Annotated in this window: 20 protein-coding genes and 1 tRNA gene; 15 read left to right on the forward strand and 6 right to left on the reverse strand. The window is 70.9% G+C overall.

Annotated elements, in window-relative coordinates:
• The 5 genes from P1Y20_RS14120 (at nucleotide 1) to mptA (ending at nucleotide 3,719) form a co-directional block, all read left to right on the forward strand.
• The gene (locus P1Y20_RS14120) at nucleotides 1-249 is read left to right on the forward strand and encodes a hypothetical protein (protein ID WP_304449293.1); all 249 of its coding nucleotides are present in this window, start codon (nucleotides 1-3) and stop codon (nucleotides 247-249) included.
• A gap of 256 nt (nucleotides 250-505) precedes the next feature.
• Nucleotides 506-778: a DUF8028 family protein gene (locus tag P1Y20_RS14125; RefSeq protein WP_304449294.1), complete on the forward strand. Its 273-nt coding sequence runs from the start codon at nucleotides 506-508 to the stop codon at nucleotides 776-778.
• A gap of 25 nt (nucleotides 779-803) precedes the next feature.
• On the forward strand, nucleotides 804-1,793 hold the full coding sequence (locus P1Y20_RS14130; RefSeq protein ID WP_304449295.1) for an aldo/keto reductase: 990 nt from the start codon (nucleotides 804-806) through the stop codon (nucleotides 1,791-1,793).
• Between the two features lie 69 nt (nucleotides 1,794-1,862).
• Complete coding sequence (locus P1Y20_RS14135) at nucleotides 1,863-2,675, forward strand: NAD(+)/NADH kinase (protein ID WP_304449296.1); 813 nt, start codon at nucleotides 1,863-1,865, stop codon at nucleotides 2,673-2,675.
• A gap of 102 nt (nucleotides 2,676-2,777) precedes the next feature.
• Nucleotides 2,778-3,719, forward strand: a complete 942-nt coding sequence (mptA, locus tag P1Y20_RS14140) for a GTP cyclohydrolase MptA (protein ID WP_304449297.1) — start codon at nucleotides 2,778-2,780, stop codon at nucleotides 3,717-3,719.
• Nucleotides 3,720-4,052: 333 nt separating this feature from the next.
• Here the strand turns inward: mptA and P1Y20_RS14145 are convergent, their stop codons facing one another.
• Nucleotides 4,053-4,856: a TrmB family transcriptional regulator gene (locus P1Y20_RS14145; protein WP_304449298.1), complete on the reverse strand. Its 804-nt coding sequence runs from the start codon at nucleotides 4,854-4,856 to the stop codon at nucleotides 4,053-4,055.
• 42 nt (nucleotides 4,857-4,898) lie between these two features.
• The gene (locus P1Y20_RS14150) at nucleotides 4,899-6,509 is read right to left on the reverse strand and encodes a DUF255 domain-containing protein (RefSeq protein ID WP_304449299.1); all 1,611 of its coding nucleotides are present in this window, start codon (nucleotides 6,507-6,509) and stop codon (nucleotides 4,899-4,901) included.
• Between the two features lie 110 nt (nucleotides 6,510-6,619).
• Between P1Y20_RS14150 and P1Y20_RS14155 the strand changes: the two genes are divergently transcribed.
• Nucleotides 6,620-7,126, forward strand: coding sequence for an FxsA family protein (locus tag P1Y20_RS14155; RefSeq protein WP_304449300.1), 507 nt, complete (start codon nucleotides 6,620-6,622; stop codon nucleotides 7,124-7,126).
• 79 nt (nucleotides 7,127-7,205) lie between these two features.
• Nucleotides 7,206-7,280, forward strand: a tRNA-Ile gene (locus P1Y20_RS14160).
• A gap of 354 nt (nucleotides 7,281-7,634) precedes the next feature.
• Here P1Y20_RS14160 and P1Y20_RS14165 read toward each other — a convergent pair.
• Nucleotides 7,635-7,778: a hypothetical protein gene (locus P1Y20_RS14165; protein ID WP_304449301.1), complete on the reverse strand. Its 144-nt coding sequence runs from the start codon at nucleotides 7,776-7,778 to the stop codon at nucleotides 7,635-7,637.
• A gap of 162 nt (nucleotides 7,779-7,940) precedes the next feature.
• On the opposite strand from P1Y20_RS14165, the gene P1Y20_RS14170 reads away from it, so the two are divergent.
• From P1Y20_RS14170 to P1Y20_RS14185, 4 genes are all read left to right on the forward strand, one after another.
• Nucleotides 7,941-8,255, forward strand: coding sequence for a HalOD1 output domain-containing protein (locus P1Y20_RS14170; protein WP_304449302.1), 315 nt, complete (start codon nucleotides 7,941-7,943; stop codon nucleotides 8,253-8,255).
• Between the two features lie 73 nt (nucleotides 8,256-8,328).
• Nucleotides 8,329-9,372 carry a PfkB family carbohydrate kinase gene (locus P1Y20_RS14175; RefSeq protein ID WP_304449303.1) on the forward strand — a complete coding sequence of 348 codons (1,044 nt, stop codon included), beginning with the start codon at nucleotides 8,329-8,331 and terminating at the stop codon, nucleotides 9,370-9,372.
• A 68-nt stretch (nucleotides 9,373-9,440) separates the two neighbouring features.
• Nucleotides 9,441-9,854 (forward strand): archease, encoded by a 414-nt coding sequence (locus P1Y20_RS14180; protein ID WP_304449304.1) that lies wholly within the window; start codon nucleotides 9,441-9,443, stop codon nucleotides 9,852-9,854.
• A gap of 45 nt (nucleotides 9,855-9,899) precedes the next feature.
• Nucleotides 9,900-11,321, forward strand: coding sequence for an RtcB family protein (locus P1Y20_RS14185; RefSeq protein WP_304449305.1), 1,422 nt, complete (start codon nucleotides 9,900-9,902; stop codon nucleotides 11,319-11,321).
• A gap of 8 nt (nucleotides 11,322-11,329) precedes the next feature.
• On the opposite strand, the gene P1Y20_RS14190 is transcribed toward P1Y20_RS14185, so the two are convergent.
• Entirely contained in the window at nucleotides 11,330-12,070 is a 741-nt protein-coding gene (locus tag P1Y20_RS14190) for an ATP-grasp domain-containing protein (RefSeq protein WP_304449306.1), read from the reverse strand.
• A gap of 145 nt (nucleotides 12,071-12,215) precedes the next feature.
• On the opposite strand from P1Y20_RS14190, the gene msrB reads away from it, so the two are divergent.
• Genes msrB through P1Y20_RS14205 form a run of 3 tightly spaced genes read left to right on the forward strand, consistent with a single transcriptional unit; the run spans nucleotide 12,216 to nucleotide 13,669 of the window.
• Nucleotides 12,216-12,629, forward strand: a complete 414-nt coding sequence (gene msrB / locus P1Y20_RS14195) for a peptide-methionine (R)-S-oxide reductase MsrB (RefSeq protein WP_304449307.1) — start codon at nucleotides 12,216-12,218, stop codon at nucleotides 12,627-12,629.
• Entirely contained in the window at nucleotides 12,626-13,036 is a 411-nt protein-coding gene (locus tag P1Y20_RS14200; protein ID WP_304449308.1) for a GIY-YIG nuclease family protein, read from the forward strand. The genes msrB and P1Y20_RS14200 overlap by 4 nt, the downstream gene beginning before the upstream one ends.
• A gap of 57 nt (nucleotides 13,037-13,093) precedes the next feature.
• Nucleotides 13,094-13,669, forward strand: coding sequence for a 5' nucleotidase, NT5C type (locus P1Y20_RS14205; protein WP_304449309.1), 576 nt, complete (start codon nucleotides 13,094-13,096; stop codon nucleotides 13,667-13,669).
• A 9-nt stretch (nucleotides 13,670-13,678) separates the two neighbouring features.
• Here P1Y20_RS14205 and P1Y20_RS14210 read toward each other — a convergent pair whose 3' ends face one another.
• Entirely contained in the window at nucleotides 13,679-15,280 is a 1,602-nt protein-coding gene (locus P1Y20_RS14210; protein WP_304449310.1) for a hypothetical protein, read from the reverse strand.
• Complete coding sequence (locus P1Y20_RS14215; RefSeq protein WP_304449311.1) at nucleotides 15,277-16,062, reverse strand: ABC transporter ATP-binding protein; 786 nt, start codon at nucleotides 16,060-16,062, stop codon at nucleotides 15,277-15,279. Before P1Y20_RS14215 ends, P1Y20_RS14210 begins: the two co-directional genes overlap by 4 nt.
• A gap of 135 nt (nucleotides 16,063-16,197) precedes the next feature.
• Here P1Y20_RS14215 and P1Y20_RS14220 point away from each other — a divergent pair, with 135 nt between their 5' ends.
• Nucleotides 16,198-16,617 carry an acyl-CoA thioesterase gene (locus P1Y20_RS14220; protein WP_304449312.1) on the forward strand — a complete coding sequence of 140 codons (420 nt, stop codon included), beginning with the start codon at nucleotides 16,198-16,200 and terminating at the stop codon, nucleotides 16,615-16,617.
• Nucleotide 16,618 lies beyond the last annotated feature (1 nt).

Here is a 16,618-nt window from a genome sequence, read left to right on the forward strand (position 1 = left end):
ATGCGCTCCATCCTGAGCACCGGCGAGCGAGCCGTCGCCGACCGCCTCGCGGCCGGCGACTCCCGGGAGACCATCGCGGCCGACCGGGACACCTCCGTCGAGGCCGTCGAGAAGGCGGCGGCTCGCATCGAGGCGAAGACCGAACGCGCGTTCGCCACCCTCGCCGAGAGCCACGTCACCGAGGACGTGCTGGAGACGCTCGACGACGAGACGCGGGCGACTCTCCGCGAGCGACTGGCCGGCCTGTGACACCTCTCGGCTCGACGACACCGACGGCCCGGTTCCAGAACCGAGTTCCGAACTTCACCTCGATATATCGGACTCATATCAGAATACATACCTTCTTTGATGTTCGAAAGATACAACGTTAAAACTGGCTATAAAACTTCTAACCCGATTTGAGCGGTTCTACTGAAACCAGATAGAGCGTTCATGTCGGGTGTAAAACGTCGAACGTCTCGTGAAAGCTCGCGGGTTTATATGATACCCCACATCCTCGACAAAAATGCAGACGTCTATGTCCACCAACACCCCCCTCTCCACCGACCGCCGGACCGTCGCCGACGGCGTCCTCATCCCGTTCGTCTCGTACGTGCGTACCGCGGTCACCCGGCTCCTGCGCGCGGTCGCGTTCTGGCTGGCGGTGTTCCTCCCGCTCTGTTACGTCCCCCTGCTCGTCTTCGCGTTCGACACCCCGGCGGTCCGGGAACTCGCCGCGTCCCTCATCGGCCTCAACGCCCTCGCGCTCGTCTTCGGACACGCACATCGTCGCGACTAAGCCCCCCGCGGGCGACGGCTCGGTCATGTCCCTGAGCACCGTTCCGCTCGGACGAACCGGAACGACGGTGAGCGGCCTCTCCTTCGGCACGTGGCGCTTCGGTCGCGAGACCGACACGGGCGAACTCGAGGTCGACCGCGACCAGGCCCACCGACTCCTCTCGGCCTACGCCGAGGCGGGCGGCAACTTCATCGACACCGCCGACATGTACGGCGACGGCCTGAGCGAGGAGTGGATCGGCGACTGGCTGGAGGGCCGCGACCGGGAGGACTTCGTCGTCGCCTCGAAGGTGTACTGGCCGACCCGCGAGGACGACCCCAACGGCCGCGGCATCGGGCGCAAGCACCTCCGCCGGCAGGTCGACCGCATCCTCGACCGCCTCGGGACGGACTACCTCGACGTGCTCTACTGTCACCGCTTCGACGACCAGACCCCGCCCGAGGAGTTCATGCGGACGCTCGACGGCTTCGTCGACGACGGCCGGGTGAACTACCTCGGTGCGTCCACCTTCGAGCCGAACGCGTGGGAGGTCGCCCGCGCGAACGAAATCGCCGACAGGCGCGGCTACGAGCCCTTCACGCTCGCCCAGCCGCGCTACAACCTCGTCAACCGCGAGATAGAGGGCAACTACGTCGAGATGTGCGAGGCCTACGACCTCGGTCTCTGCCCGTGGTCGCCGCTGGCCGGCGGCTTCCTCACCGGGAAGTACGAGCGCGAGGGGTCGATGCCCGAGGGCACCCGCGGCGCCGAGAGCGACCGGTTCGCGGACCGGTACCTCTCGGAGGCGAACTTCGACGCCCTCGACGTGGTCCGGGACGTCGCCGAAGAGGTGGGCGCCACGCCCGCACAGGTGTCCGTCGCGTGGCTCATGCACCACCCGCAGGTCACCGCCCCCATCGTCGGCGCGCGCACGGTCGACCAACTGGAGGAGAACCTCGCCGCCGACGAGGTGTCGCTCACCGACGAGCAGTTCGAGCGCCTCGCGGAGGCCAAGGAGTACTCGCCGATGGGCTGACGCGCTCGCTCACGGCCTGGCGCTCCCGGACAGCCGCCCTTTTTACCGGTCGGGACCCACCATCGAGCGATGAGAGTCGGCATCGTCGCACAGAAGGACAACCCTCGCGCCGCCGCCCTCGCGGGCGACATCCGCGAGGCGCTCTCGGTCGAGGTGGTCCCGGACGCGGCGACGGCCGCCGCCCTCGACGTGGACGGCCTCCCGGTCGACGAGATGGACGCCTGCGACCTCGTGGTGAGCATCGGCGGCGACGGGACGTTCCTCTTCGCCGCACGCGGCGCGGGCGACACTCCCCTCATGGGCGTCAACCTCGGCGAGGTCGGCTTCCTCAACGCCACCGCCCCCGACGACGCCGTCGGGACGGTCGCCCGGGTCGTCGAGCGCCACCAGGCCGGCGACGCGGCCGTGCTGACGATGCCGCGCGTGCAGGCGACCGGCGAGGGGTGGACGCTCCCCCCCTCGCTCAACGAGGTGGTCGTCATGGGCACCCAGCGCGGTCACGGCAACGGTGTCGAGACCGAGGTCCGGGTCGACGGCGCGCGCTACTCGGGCGGGCAGGCCGACGGCGTCCTCGTCTCGACGCCCACCGGCAGCACCGCCTACAACCTGAGCGAGGGCGGCCCGCTCGTCCACCCCTCGACGGACGCCCTCGTCGTCACCGAGATGTGCGCCCGCGGGGGGATGCCCCCGCTCGTCCTCCGGACCGACCGGACCGTGCGGGTGCGCGTCGACGGGGCCGACGAGGCGGTGGTCGTCGGCGACGGCCGCCTCACCCGCGAGATCGAACCGCCCGCCGAGGTGACGGTTCGCCGCTCCGAGACGCCGCTTCGCATCGCCGGCCCGGACCTCGACTTCTTCGCGGCGCTCGGGAAACTCGACTGAGCCGACCGGGATGCCCGGCCGCGGTGCCCGGTGGAACCCTCCTACCCGCCGTCGTCGCCACTTTCGGAACGCATAACCGGGCGCCTCCCTAGTTCGAAGTCGATGAGCAATCAGCTGCCGGACGTGCAGGCGTCGAGTCCGGAAGTGACGGTCGGTCTGAACCGCGTCGGGGTCACCGGCGTCGAGAAACTCGTGAAGGTCGACCGCGACGGCCGCCGCCCGATCGTGCTGATGGCCGAGTTCGAGGTGTTCGTCGACCTGCCGTCGTGGCGCAAGGGGGCGGACATGAGCCGCAACATGGAGGTCATCGACGAGACGCTCGAGGACGCGGTCAGCGGGACCACCTCGCGCGTCGAGGACGTCTGTGGCGACGCCGCCGAGCGACTCCTCGACAAACACGACTACACGACGGAGGCCGAGGTGCGGATGGAGGCGACCTACGTCGTCCGCGACCGGACCCCCGAGTCCGACCGCCCGACCCAGTCGACCGCCGACATCATCGCCAGCGCGACGGCCACCGACGAGGGCACCCGCGAGGCCATCGGCGCCCACGTCGTCGGGATGACGGTCTGTCCCTGTTCACAGGGGATGTCCGCCGTCCGCGCCCGCGAGACGCTCGCCACCCTCGGCGTCGAGGACGACACCATCGAGGAGTTCCTCGAACGCGTCCCCCAGCCGGGACACTCCCAGCGCGGTCACGCCACCGTCACCGTCGAGAGCGAGGGGTCGCCCGACGTCGACCTCCACGACGTCATCGAGATCGCCCGCGACTCGATGAGCGCACGCATCTACAACCTCGCGAAGCGCCCCGACGAGGACCACATGACCTACGAGTCCCACGCCGACGCGAAGTTCGTCGAGGACTGCGTCCGGGCGATGGCCGAGGGGGTCGTCGAGCACTTCCCGCACCTCCCCGACGACGCCGTCGTCACGATGGAGCAGTCGAACGACGAGTCCATCCACCAGCACAACGCCCACGCCGAGCGCGTCGCCGAGATGGGGACGCTCCGTGCGGAACTGAACGGGGACCGCGACCGGTTATAACGAGGCGCCGCGGGTGGCTCCTCTACAGACCCCCGACCAGAAGTACCTCGTCTCCCGTTCGAGCCGCCGGCCCTCACGGGTTCCTCGGCTCGCTCCCCGTGGTCGCTCGCGGTGAGTGCACGGTGCCCACGTAGAAGAACACGTGCGACGGCCCTGGATACGTGTCCAGTGTTCACTCCGAGTTCCGCCGTGACCGAGCGAACGCCAGTGAGCGAGGGAGCGGGCCGACGACCGAACGGAGGCGCGTCAGCGCCGAAGTGAGGGAGGAGTGCTCTTGGGTGAGATTTTGCCGAGCGAGGGCGCGAAGCGCCCGAGCGCAGCGCAAACGGTCGGTTAGAAGGAGAGGGGTTCCGCCTCGCGCCAGCGCGGTTCGAACTCCTCGCGGACGTCCCCGGCGAACTCGCGGTCCTTGAGGTCGATCATGGCGAGCGTGTCGGCGTCGCGCAGGGGGTGGGGAACCTCGATGCACACCTCGTGGTCGTCGACGATGGTGAAACTCCCGCTGACGTCGTCGCTCGTCCGGCAGTCGAAGCAGTCGTGCGGGGAGAGCGACTCGCGGTAGCGCCGGCCCACCGACTCGGGGAGCGCGTCGACCAGGTCGGGGCGCATCAGCAGCGAGACGTCGACGTCGCGTTCGAGCGCCCGTTCGAGTTCGAAGGCGACGCGCTCGCCGAAGTCGTCGAGGTCGAACTGCTGGGAGAACGTCGAGGCGACCATCTCGACGCGCTCGTCGGCGGCGGCGATGCGCTCGACGAAGAGGTCGGCGGTCTCGTCGGGCCCGACGGCGGCCGTCCAGAAGCGCTCGTCGACCTGCTCGGCCGTGTCCAGGTCGCCGACGAGGTCGGAGACGATCTCCTCGTACTGGGCCTCCTTCTCGTCCAGTTCGCGTTTCTTGTCCGCGAGCAGTCGGTTGAGTGCCGTCTCGGGTTCGACCGCGATGTACTTCTTCGGTCGCGAGGCGCTCTGTGAGCGCGCCAGGTTGTACTGCTCGATGCTGTTGAGCACGTCGTACACCCGTCCCATCGGGACGTCGCTGACCTGCGACAGCTCCTTGGCCGTCGTCGGACCGGTCGTGAGGAGCGCCCGGTAGGCGCGCGCCTCGTACTCCGACAGTCCGAGGTCGCGAAGGCTTGCCATTGGCTGTAGGTCTGGCGCGCGCGATATAAACGCTCCGGCAGTTTACGAGGATTGCCGTACCCGGCGGTCGAGTTCGGCGGGCGTCTCGACGGGGTCGGCTGCCTCGCCGTCGACGACGACCCGCGCCGTCCCCGGTTCGCCGTCGGCGCCGGGGACGACTACCTTCTCGTGGTCGGCGACGCGCCACGCCGCGCGGTGGAGGTCGCTCCCCGGGGCATCGGCGACGCGCACGACCAGCGGGTCGCGCACGACGCGGGAGGCGGCCGTCGCGTACCCCGCCACCTCGACGCCCATGCGGTGGCGCGCCCCGGCGAACGCCGAGAGGGCGTCCTCGGCGACGGTCCGGTAGCGCTCCTCGCCGGTCGCGAGCGAGAGGTCGACCAGCGCGTCCGCGAGTTCGACGGTCGTCTCCAGGGGACGGAGCGGGCGCGAGAGGAGCGCGGGACCCGTCTGCGGCCCGTCGGTGAACGTCCCGTCGTCGAGTCGGCGGTCGACGGTCCAGTCCGCGACGCTCCGCGCCGCCTCGAAGTAGTCGGGGTCGAGCACCTGCCCGGCGGTGACGAGCGCCCCGAGGACGCGCGCCTGGTCCGCGAGGAGCCCCCGTTCGCCCTCGCTCCGGGCGTAGTGCGCCACCGCCCCGTCGTCGACGAGCGTCTCCCGGACGTGGTCGAGCGCGCGCCGGGCGTAGCGCCCCGCCGCCTCGTCGTCGGTGTAGGCGTGCAGGCGCAGGAGGGCGTCGACCGCGAGGCCGTTGCGGTCGGCGAAGACCGTCCCGTCGACGTGTGGGGGGTCGGCCGCCTCGCGCTCGCTGGCCTCCAGCGTGTAGTAGTCGCCGCCGGCCTGGCTCCCCGCGAAGGCATCGCCCGACCAGAGGGTCGTCGTGAGGTAATCGCGCGTCCCGAGGGCGGCGTCGCGGTAGGTGGTCTCGCCCGTGTAGAGGTAGGCGTTGGCGAACGCCCGGGCGACAGCGGCGTTCTCGTCGAGCAGTTTCTCGCGGTGGGGGTCGCTCCAGTCGCGGCCGGTCGCGTAGCGGTAGAAGCCGCCGCCGTAGGTGTCGTAGAGGTGGGTGTGGACGGCCTCGAGCGTGCGCAGGGCGCGGTCGCGGTCGCGCTTGAGGGCGAACTCCACCGTCCGGGGGAGGGGGAACTTCGCGTCGACGCCCCAGCCGCCGTACTCCTCGTCGAAGGCCGAGCGCACCTGTTCGAGCATGTGGCCCTCTACCTCGCCGTCGAGGTGGCCCCGGGGGGGTTCGGGGTCCCGGAGCGCGCGGGGGACGCGGCCGGCGTCCTCGCCGCGCTCGTCCCACACCTCGCGGACCCGTTCGAGGACCGTCCGCAGGTTCTCGGTGGTCATGTACGTCGCGCCGCTCACGATGTCGCCGCTCGGCGTGAGGACCACCGTCGAGGGGAACCCGCCCATCTGGTAGCGCTCGCGGACGCGCGGGTGGCGGTCGATGTCGACCCGGACGGGGACGAAGTCGTCGTGGATGTTGGCCGCGACGCTCGGGTTCGAGTAGGCCTCCTCGTCCATCCGCGCGCACCAGTGACACCAGGGCGCGGTCAGCGAGAGCAACACGGGGCGGTCGGCGGCGCGGGCCTCCTCGAAGGGGGCCGGCCCCCACTCGTGCCACTCGACCAGCGTCTCGTCGTCCATGCCCCGGGTTGGGACGACGCGCGAAAGCCTGTTACGACTCGGACGCGCGGCGTGTGCGCCCGAACGGGGCAAGCCGGAACAGGTTTCCCGCCGCGAGGGATAGTGTGGGTATGCTCCGGGTCATCGGGCTGTTGCTGCTCATCCCGCTCTTCGATATCCTGGTCCTCGTCGCGCTGTCGGTCCGCTTCCTCGGTCCCGTCGCGACCATCGCGCTCGTCGTCCTGACCGCCCTCGTCGGCATGTTGCTCGTCCGCGCGGAGGGGCGTCACACGCTCCGGAAGATTCAGGCGAAGCTCTCCCGCGGGGAGATACCCGACGACGAGGTGGTCGACGGCGCCCTGCTCATCGCCGCGGGTGCGTTCCTGCTCACGCCGGGCATCGTCACCGACGCAATCGGGTTGTTGCTCGCCCTCCCGCCGACGCGCTATCCCGTCCGCGTGGCGGTGAAGAAGTTCGTCGTCACGCCCTACGTCGACGCGAAGACGGAGGGCTTCACGACCGGCCGGGTGTACACCGGCGGGTTCCCCCAGGAGGAGACCAGCTACGAGGGCGACGAGGAGTACACCATGGGCGACGACGAGTACAGCGTCGACCGCGGCTCCGGAAGCGACAACTGACGGACGCGAATTCGACACACGTCGGCGCCGAAGAGAAACCCTTAATTGTGCTACTGCAGTACCACCGAGTGCGTCCAATGGGTCGGTAGCTCAGCCAGGTATGAGCGCTCGGCTGATAACCGGGAGGTCCGCGGTTCAAATCCGCGTCGACCCATCGCGCTCCGGTCGCCGTGACCGGACCGAACACAACGGGCGCGACCTCCCCAGCCACTTCATCTCGACGCCACCCCCCGAGCGGTGACTCCGTCGACGGTCCTCGCCGGTCTCGGTCGTCCCGTGTCGATACCCGGGAGTCCCGATTCCCTCTATCAGTCAGGCGACTGTATTAGACGTGCGATAGTTCCACACGAAACGAGGGGGTTCGTCACCCTCCAGCACGGTCGGTCCCTCTGGCGGCGGTCCGCGGACGCGCCAACCCGACGCGCGTCGGCACGGACGAGGACCGACAGGTCCTCGAACCTCTCGGTTCCGGAGAGAGTTCCGCTCGGCCGCTCGCTCGGCGTCTCGGCTACCGCACTTCGGTCCGTTCGACGTCGTGACCGGAGGCGGATTCGTGAATCGTCGCGAGGCGGTCGGCGAGTTCACGCGACCGAACCCGCGCCCTGAAGTCACACGTCGTGCAGTCGAGCCGCCAGCCCCGTTCGTCGCTCATCCCCCTCCCATCTCGACCCGACAGACTTCAACGTTACTCAGATATTTTATAAGTACACATCCCAGTTATATCATACGACTGAATATTCCTGTGCCAAACCCTATATTTTGAAACACTACTATACGTTGGTTTTACTGTCAGGGATGCAAATATGCTCACGTCATGTCGCCAGGTGGGAATCGGTGGGACGGTGAGGGACGGCCGGACCGGACGGTGCTCAATCGAGCGCAGTTCACCGACACCGACGCCGAATCACTCCTCGCGACTGTCACGATAGCCCTCGGCGAGGTCCTCGACGAGGACCCGATGCTGCTCGAACCCCCGCTCGCGAGCGTCGCCGAGTGGGACGCGCTCGAACGCCTCTTCACCGAACAGCGCCCCGGCGAGAGCGTCATCGAGTACGTGGCGTTCACCTACCGCGACGTCGAGGTCGTCATCCGCGGGAGCGGCGAGGTCCTCGTCTGCGAACCGCGCTGAGCGCACGACGCTGTGGGCCGCCCGCGGTTCGTGCTACCGACTGTCATTTGTAGGCGCGTCCCATACCGTGTGCATGGATTCTCCCTCCCGCGCGGTCTACGAGGCACTGCCGGACGCACTCGACGCCAACAGTCCCGTCCGCGTCACGGCGCTCCCCGACGGGAGCGTCGACACGTTCGGTCCGGTCCACGTCGGCGCGGGAACCGTCGTCGAGGACCGGACCGACTTCGCCGGGCGCGTCGAGGCCGGCGCCTCGAAGTCGTTCCGTCTCGTCCCCCGCCGCCGCGAACCGGGGGGCCAGGCGACGAACATGGCACTGCAGGCCCACGCGCTCTCGGACGACGTGACGCTCTACGGCTACCTCGACGACCCCCTCTTCGCCGACCTCCCGTTCGAGACGGTCTCGATGGGGACGCCCGCCCGCGTGTCGGTCTGTGAGTTCGTCGAGGGCGACGTCGTCCTCGCGGAGGCCTCCGGGGACGTCTCCGCGTGGGACCTCGCCGCCCTCGACGACGTCGCGGACCTGGAGGCGGCGCTCGGGGCGGACGCGGTCTGCTGTGGCAACTGGGTGTCGATACCGGGGATGACCGACGCGCTCCGGGCGCTCGGAGACCACCTCCTCGCCGACGTGTTCGTCTTCGACCCGGGCGACCTCACGGGGACCGACCCCTCGTTCCTCGCGGATTTCCTCGACGCGCTGGCGGTGGTGGGTGACGGGTGGTCGCGGGTCGTCCTCAGCGTCAACCGCCGGGAGGCCGACGCGCTCGCGTCGGCCGGCGGCGTCGGCACGGACGCCACCGGCGTCGACTTCGCGGCGCGCCTCGCGGGCCTCCGCGAGCGAACCGGCATCTCGGGGGTGGTCTGTCACGACGAGGCGGCGGCGACCGCGGCCACGCCGGACGACGTGGTCCACGTCGCGAACCTCGAAACCGAGGACGTGACGCGCCAGACCGGCGGCGGCGACCGCTTCGACGCGGGCCTCGCGCACGGGCTCGCCGTGGGGTGGGGGTGGCGCTCCGCGCTCGGCCTCGCCAACACCTGCGCCTCCTACTACGTCGAGCGCGGCGAGACCGTCACCCGCGAGGACGTCCGTCCCTACCTCGCCGGGTACGTCTGACGCCGGGTGGCAACGGTCTTGAGGGGCCCTGCCCTCCGTTCGACCATGACCACCGTGGAGGTGCGGTCGTGAGCTTCGAGTTGCTCTCTCACCCGGCCGACGCCCGCTTCCGGGCGACGGGACCGACGCTCGCGGCGGCGTTCGCCGAGGCCGCCCGGGCGTTCGCCGCCATCTCGGAGGGCGGCGGCGACGACGCACTCGCGTTCCCCCTCGAACTCGACGCCGAGGACCGCGAGGCGCTCCTGTTCGACTACCTCGCCGAACTCGTCCTCCTCCAGGAACTGGAGGAGGTGGCCGTCGCCCGGGCCGAGGACGTGACCGTCGAGGAGCGCGCGAACGAAGGCGGGTACACACTGTCGGCCACCGTCCGCGCCGGTCCCATCGACGACCCGCTGTTCGACGTGAAGAGTCCCACCTACAGCGAGATGCGCGTCGAACCCGTCGGCGAGGGGTGGGTCCTCGAAGCCACCCTCGACATCTGACCGGTCTCGCGTCGTTTTTTGCCCCTCCGGCGGCAACCGACACACATGGAACCAACCGAAGTCGCCGAGGACGTCTACGAGATTCCGCGCTCCGGCGACATGCGCGTCCCGGCGCGCGTCTACGCCTCCGAACCCCTGCTGGAGAAGATGCGCGAGGAGGGCCAGACCCTCCAGCAGGTGCGCAACGTCGCCACCCTCCCGGGCATCCAGAAGTACTCCGTCGTCCTCCCCGACGGCCACCTCGGTTACGGCTTCCCCATCGGTGGGGTGGCAGCCGTCGAGATGGACGGCGGCGCCATCTCCCCGGGCGGCATCGGCTTCGACATCAACTGCGGGGTGCGCGTCCTCCGTACCCCCCTCGACTACGAGGCGGTGCAGGGCCGCGAGGAGGAACTCGTCGAGCGCCTCTACGACCTCGTCCCCTGCGGCCTCGGGAAGGGCGGGTACGTCCGGACCGACCGCGACGACGTCGACGGCATCCTCCGCGACGGGATGGAGTGGATGCGCGAGGCGGGCCACGCCCGCGCGGCCGACCTCGAACACTGCGAGGAGGGGGGCCGACTGCCGGGGGACCCCGACGCCGTCCCCGAGAACGCGAAGAAGCGGGGCGTCAAGCAGGTCGGGTCGCTCGGCTCCGGTAACCACTTCCTCGAGGTCCAGCGCGTCACCGACCTCTACGACGAGGCCACCGCCGACGCCTACGGCCTCCGCGAGGACCAGGTCGTCGTGATGATCCACTCGGGGTCGCGCGGCCTCGGTCACCAGGTGTGCCAGGAGTACATCCGGCGCTTCGAGCGGGAGTACCCCGACCTGGTGGACTCGCTCCCGGACCGCCAGCTCGTCTACGCCCCCCTCGGCGACGAGGCGGCCGAGGACTACCGCCGCGCGATGTACGCCGCGGCCAACTTCGCGTGGGCCAACCGACAGGCGATGACGCAGGCCGTCCGGCAGACGTTCGAGGAACTGTTCGACGAGGCGCGCGTCGACCTCGTCTACGACGTCTGTCACAACATCGCCAAGGAGGAGACCCACGAGGTCGACGGCGAGGAGATGGACCTGCTCGTCCACCGCAAGGGGGCGACGCGGGCGTTCCCCGCCGGCCACCCGGAGGTGCCCGCGGCCTACCGCGACGTCGGCCAGCCCGTCCTCCTCCCGGGGAGCATGGGGACACACTCGTACGTCCTCGCGGGCAGCGACCGGTCGCTCGAGTTGAGTTTCGGCTCGACCGCCCACGGTGCGGGCCGCCTGAAGTCCCGGACGCAGGCGAAGAAGGACTACGAGGCGGGGAGCCTCACCCAGCGCCTCCGGGGCGAGGGCGTCTACGTGAAGGCGCGCTCGGGCGAGACGGTCGCCGAGGAAGCTCCCGGCGCGTACAAGGACGTCGACGAGGTGGTCCGCGTCAGCGACGCCCTCGGCATCGGGACGAAGGTGGCGCGGATGCGCCCCATCGCGAACATCAAGGGCTGACCGTCGTCTCACTCGCCCTCGACGGCCCGGCGCGCCTCCCGCCTGAGGTGCGACTCGTACACGGCCCGGCCGTCGGGGACGCCGCGCAGGCTCACCGCCGGGTTCACGTCGACGACGTACGGTCGGCCCACCTCGACCGCGAGGAGGTCGACCTCGCAGCACGTGAGGCCGAACAGGTCGCCCACGGCCCGGGCGAGCGACTCGACCCCTGAGGGGGGGTCGGTCGCCGACACCTCCCGACCCGACGACGGCGTCACCGTCCGGACGGCCTCGCCGACCCGGTAACACTTGTAGGACGTCTCCGCTCCGACGAGCGACTCGACGAGGCGCTCGCCGTCGTACGCGACGGGTCCCGACCGGACGTAGCGATGGACGTGGTCGCGTTCGGTGTACTCGAACCGGCGCTTCACGACGACCGGCGGGTCGAGCGAGACGGCGTCGTCCGTCCCGAACTCGAAGCGCGGGACCCGGACGTCGTGGGCACGCAGGAGGCGACTGCGCGCGAGACGGTCGCAGGCGAGGCGCGCCCCGGCGGTCGCGTTGACCGTCCGGACGCCGGCGAGTTCGGCCCGGCGCATGTCGGCGAGCGCCGGCGGCGCGTACCGCGCGACGTGGAGGCAGTCGAGGTCGAACCGCCAGAGGGCGGGGTGAGCCTCGGCGGGGTCGAGACGGACCACGTCGGCCCAGTCGCTCATCGCGCCGAACAGCCGCCGCTTGAGCGGGTTCGCCGTCACGTCGGACGGGTACACGACGCCGACCCTCGGTCGCCTCACCGGTCACCGAACGGCCGCGAGCGACTTCAGCGGCCCGCCGGTCCGCGTCCGTGACTTCTCGGCGGTCGTGACGGACCGTCAGCGGCCGTGAGCATTTACGCCCGCGACGCCTACCACGACCATGAGCGAGCAGACCCACGACCTGCCCGAGACCGACGAGGAGTGGCGCGACCTCCTCACCGACGAGGAGTACCGCGTCCTGCGCGAGCAGGGAACGGAGGCGAAGTTCACCGGCGAGTTCGTCGGAAAGGACGACGAGGGCACCTACGTCTGTGCCGGGTGTGGCGCCGAACTGTTCGACTCGGAGACGAAGTTCGACAGCGAGGGCTCCGGGTGGCCCTCGTTCTACGACGCCGCCGAGGGGAGCGTCGAACTCCGCCGCGACACCAGCCACGGGATGGTCCGCACGGAAGTCGTCTGTGCGGCCTGCGGCGGCCACCTCGGCCACGTCTTCGAGGACGGCCCCGACCCGACGGGGCAGCGCTTCTGCATCAACTCCGTCGCGCTCGACTTCGAGGACGCGGACGAGGCGTGACCGACCGCGGCACCTACACGCTCCTGGTCCGCCTCGACGGCCCTGCCACCGTCGAGTTCGGCGCGGCGGGCGAGCGCGCCCTCGACGCCGGCTGGTACGCCTACACGGGGAGCGCGTTCGGACCGGGCGGTCTCTCCCGCGTGGCGCGCCACCGCGAACTCGCGCGCGGCGAGCGCGACGCCCGCCACTGGCACGTCGACTACCTCCTCGGTCACCCCGGCGCCGCCGTCGAGGACGTCGTGACGACCCGCGAGGCCGACGTGGAGTGCGCCGTCGCCCGTGCGCTCGTCGAGGCACTCGCCCCCGTCGGCGGCCTCGGCGCCTCCGACTGCGACTGCCCCACGCACCTCGCCTTCGCCCCCGAGCGCGCGCCCCTCGAACGGGCGGTCCGGGCGGCTCACGGCTGACCGGGACGGTCGGTCGAACCGACGGGTCTTTGCGCGCTGCCCCCCGCGTCTCGGCCGATGAACCTCCGCACCGGCCCCGAGCGCACGGTTCTGGTCGACGTCGACGGGACGCTCTGCGCGAACATCCCGCGGCTCGTCGAGTACGTCGACGAACGATACGGCGTCTCGCTGGCCGAACCCGACATCACCGAGTGGAGCTACCCCGTCGAGGGCACCGACAGGCACGTCGGCGAACTCATCCACGACGCGATGGCCGACCGCCCCGAGGAGTTCCTGCTGTCGATGGACCCACTTCCCGGCGCGGCGGGGGCGATGGCCCGCCTGCGCGACCACGGTCACGAGGTCCGCATCGCCACCCACCGCCCGGCCGAGACGCACCCGGTCACCCGCCGGTGGCTCGACGACCACGACGTCCCCTACGACGCGTTCGTCGAGGAGGTGCCCCCGGACAAGGGGGCGCTCCCGGGTGACCTGCTGGTCGACGACTACCACCTGAACGTCAGGAACGCCCTCGCGGCGGGGAAGGCGGGCGCGCTCTTTCGTCAGCCGTACAGCGACCCGGCGGCCTGCGAGGGTGCCCTCGTCGCCGACTCCTGGCGCGACTTCCTCGGGGCCGTCGGGTTCGAGGCGTGAGCGGTCGAGTCAGTCGTAGGTGTACCCCTCGAAGCGCGTGACGGCGACGCGGACGCCGACGGCCGCCGCGACGCCCGCGAGGACGACGGTGAGTGCGAGGCCGCCGACGAGCGCCGTCGTCTGCGGGAGGCCGACGAGCTCCGAGAGCACGCCGAGGACGCCCGGCGCGCCCACCACCGAGGCGGGCAGGCCCGCGACGCCGAGGACCAGCGAGTAGAGCGCGAAGGCGAACAGGCTGGGGACGACCGCCTGTCGGTTGCGCCCGAGGCGGACCGTCTGGAGGCGCGGGAAGACGCTGCCGACGCCGGCGGCGATACCCGTCGCCGCGAGGGGGAGGACCACCGCCGAGACGCCGACGGCGGCGAGCGCGGCCGGTTCGAGGCCGGCGGCGAGCGCGAGGCCGACGGCGGCGAGCGCCGTCAGCGGGACGCCGACGAGGACCCCGGCGAGACAGACCCCGCCGACGAAGGTCCGGCCGGTGACGGGCGTCGTGAGCGTCACCGGGAGGACCGGTCCCTCGTCGCCGACCGGGTTCAGCGAGAACGCGCTGCCGGTGGCCCACGCGCCGTAGAAGGCGACCAGTGCGGCCAGTCCGGGCGGCACCGTCCCCGTGCGGACGACGTCCGCGAGCGGCGCCCAGAGGAAGAACAGGGGGTAGGCGACGTACTGCAACCGCATGGGGTTTCGCTTCGCGCGCAGCCAGCTCTTTCGCACGACGCGCGCCATCGGCCGGGGGACGAACGTGACGTCGCCCATCCCGGATGCCTGGGCCTCGTCCGCGCCCTCCGGCTGGACGGGGTCGTCGTACCAGAGCCGTCCGGCGAGCGCGCTCGCGGCGGCGCCGACGAGCGGGACCGCGACGGCCGTCGCGCCCAGCGCGCCGGCGGCCCGGACGGCGCTCGCGTCGGGGGACAGCCCGTAGAGCCCGAGGTCGGCGAACCAGCCGAGGGGCGTCGCCCCCACCGCCCGGAGGACGGGCGCGAACGCCGACCCCGCCTGCTGGCTGGTGATGACCGCGAAGTACGCGAGGAACAGTCCCACCGCGACGGGCGTCCGCAGGCGCGAGAGGAGTGCCGACCGGGCGACCAGCACCCGAACGGCCAGCCCGAGGGTCACGCCGGTCAGCGCCCCGACGGTGACGAGGCCGACCACGGCGACGGTCAGCAGGGCGGCCGTCGCCGGGGCGCCCGCACCGACCGCGAACGCGAGGGCGACGAGCGCGACCGCGCTCCCGGGGAACAGCAACGCGAACCCCACCTCGACGAGCGCCAGCGCGGCGATGACCTCGCGGTGCGGGAGCGTCGTGAGCAATCCATCGAGCCCCGGCGGGGCGGTGGACGTCTGGACCGCCCGGATGGTGGTGAGGAAGACGGCGAACGCGAAGACGGCGGCGGCGGCGAGGCGGAGCAGGTCGAGGGGGGGCGTCACCTCGCCGCGCGCCATCGCGCCACCGAAGGCGTACGCGCCGAAGACGGCGACCGCGAAGAACAGCGCGCCGAACAGTATCGACGCCCCGATAGCGAGCGCCTGTCGGGTGTTACCGCGGACGGCGCGCCAGCGTCGGACCACCTCGTGGCGTGCGACGAGGCGGACGTGGCGGGTCGCGCTCATCGCGACCCGTCGGCCGTCGCCGGCGCGAGGTCGGCCTCCTGGGTCACTTCGAGGAAGACGTCCTCCAGGGTGCGCCCGGTTCCCGCGCCGCCGTCCTCCTCGGCGGCGCGCCGTTTGAGCGTCTCCGGGGGCCCCTCGGCGACGAGGTCGCCCTCGAAGAGGACGCCGACCGTGTCCGCGAGTTCGTCGACGACCGGGAGGATGTGCGTCGAGAGGAAGACGGTGGTGTCGCCCGCCGCGAGGTCGGCGATGGTGTCGCGGACCGTCCGCGCCGCCCGCGGGTCCAGCCCCGAGGTCGGTTCGTCGAGGAAGACGACCGACGGTCGGTGGAGGATGGCCTGGATGATACCCGCCTTCTGTTTCATCCCCTTCGAGTACGTCGAGATGCGCCGGTCGGCGTCCTCCGCGAGCGCGAACCGGCCGAGGAGGTCGTCGATGCGCGCCGACGCCTCATCGGCCGGGATGTCGCGCAGGCCGGCGACGTACTCCAGTTGCTCGCGGCCGGTGAGTTCGTCGTACAGCGGCGGCGTGTCGGGGAGGTAGCCCAACCGCCGGGTGACCGCCCGGCGGTCGGTGATGGGGTGGCCGTCGATGCGCGCCTCCCCCGACGTCGGGGTGAGGAGCGTCGTCAGCATCCGAATGGTCGTCGTCTTCCCGGCGCCGTTCGGGCCGAGGAAGCCGTAGACGGTGCCGGGGGAGATGGCGAGGTCGAGCCCCTCGACGGCGACGTCGTCGCCGTAGAGCTTCGAGAGGTCGGTCGCCTCTATCGCGAACGGGGACATACGCACTGGTTCTCGGCGCACCCGAGGAAATAGTTACTCCTTCGTCAGTACTCCCGTACTATCTCTATATCGTGATATTACGCACGACGCGGACGTTCCGCAACCGCCATGCGGGCGCGCGCCCCGCCCCTCGCCATGGACGACGACGACCGCTTCCCGTTCACGACCGAGATTCCCGTCCGCTACCGCGACCTCGACACGCTGGAGCACGTCAACAACGCCGTCTACAGTACCTACCTCGAACAGGCGCGCGTCGAGTACCTCCGGGAGGTCGTTGAGGCGGACGGCGCCGAGATGGTCCTCGCGCACGTCGAGATGGACTTCCGCGCGCCCGTCCACCTCGGTGACACCGTCGGGGTCGACGTCCGGGTGAGCGACCTCGGTACGTCGAGTTTCACGTTCGCCTACCGCGTCCGCGTCGGGGACGAGGTGGCGCTCACCGCCGAGTCAGTCCAGGTGAGCGTCGACCCCGATACGGGGTCCTCCCGCCCCCTCCCCGACGACTGGCGCGCGTCCATCCGCGCCTTCGAGGACGAGACACTATCCGAAATTTGAC

It is taken from the genome of Halomarina ordinaria, from assembly GCF_030553305.1.
In the GTDB taxonomy this organism is placed as follows: Archaea; Halobacteriota; Halobacteria; order Halobacteriales; family Haloarculaceae; genus Halomarina; species Halomarina ordinaria.

Bases quoted from the DNA above. Each gene is read 5' to 3' on its own strand.
- msrB (WP_304449307.1), top strand. From the start codon at position 12,216: ATGAGCGAGCAGACCCACGACCTGCCCGAGACCGACGAGGAGTGGCGC.
- P1Y20_RS14155 (WP_304449300.1), top strand. From the start codon at position 6,620: ATGCTCCGGGTCATCGGGCTGTTGCTGCTCATCCCGCTCTTCGATATC.
- P1Y20_RS14210 (WP_304449310.1), bottom strand. From the start codon at position 15,280: ATGAGCGCGACCCGCCACGTCCGCCTCGTCGCACGCCACGAGGTGGTC.
- P1Y20_RS14185 (WP_304449305.1), top strand. From the start codon at position 9,900: ATGGAACCAACCGAAGTCGCCGAGGACGTCTACGAGATTCCGCGCTCC.
- P1Y20_RS14170 (WP_304449302.1), top strand. From the start codon at position 7,941: ATGTCGCCAGGTGGGAATCGGTGGGACGGTGAGGGACGGCCGGACCGG.
- P1Y20_RS14165 (WP_304449301.1), bottom strand. From the start codon at position 7,778: ATGAGCGACGAACGGGGCTGGCGGCTCGACTGCACGACGTGTGACTTC.
- mptA (WP_304449297.1), top strand. From the start codon at position 2,778: ATGAGCAATCAGCTGCCGGACGTGCAGGCGTCGAGTCCGGAAGTGACG.
- P1Y20_RS14120 (WP_304449293.1), top strand. From the start codon at position 1: ATGCGCTCCATCCTGAGCACCGGCGAGCGAGCCGTCGCCGACCGCCTC.
- P1Y20_RS14145 (WP_304449298.1), bottom strand. From the start codon at position 4,856: ATGGCAAGCCTTCGCGACCTCGGACTGTCGGAGTACGAGGCGCGCGCC.
- P1Y20_RS14205 (WP_304449309.1), top strand. From the start codon at position 13,094: ATGAACCTCCGCACCGGCCCCGAGCGCACGGTTCTGGTCGACGTCGAC.
- P1Y20_RS14135 (WP_304449296.1), top strand. From the start codon at position 1,863: ATGAGAGTCGGCATCGTCGCACAGAAGGACAACCCTCGCGCCGCCGCC.
- P1Y20_RS14175 (WP_304449303.1), top strand. From the start codon at position 8,329: ATGGATTCTCCCTCCCGCGCGGTCTACGAGGCACTGCCGGACGCACTC.
- P1Y20_RS14220 (WP_304449312.1), top strand. From the start codon at position 16,198: ATGGACGACGACGACCGCTTCCCGTTCACGACCGAGATTCCCGTCCGC.
- P1Y20_RS14215 (WP_304449311.1), bottom strand. From the start codon at position 16,062: ATGTCCCCGTTCGCGATAGAGGCGACCGACCTCTCGAAGCTCTACGGC.
- P1Y20_RS14130 (WP_304449295.1), top strand. From the start codon at position 804: ATGTCCCTGAGCACCGTTCCGCTCGGACGAACCGGAACGACGGTGAGC.
- P1Y20_RS14125 (WP_304449294.1), top strand. From the start codon at position 506: ATGCAGACGTCTATGTCCACCAACACCCCCCTCTCCACCGACCGCCGG.
- P1Y20_RS14150 (WP_304449299.1), bottom strand. From the start codon at position 6,509: ATGGACGACGAGACGCTGGTCGAGTGGCACGAGTGGGGGCCGGCCCCC.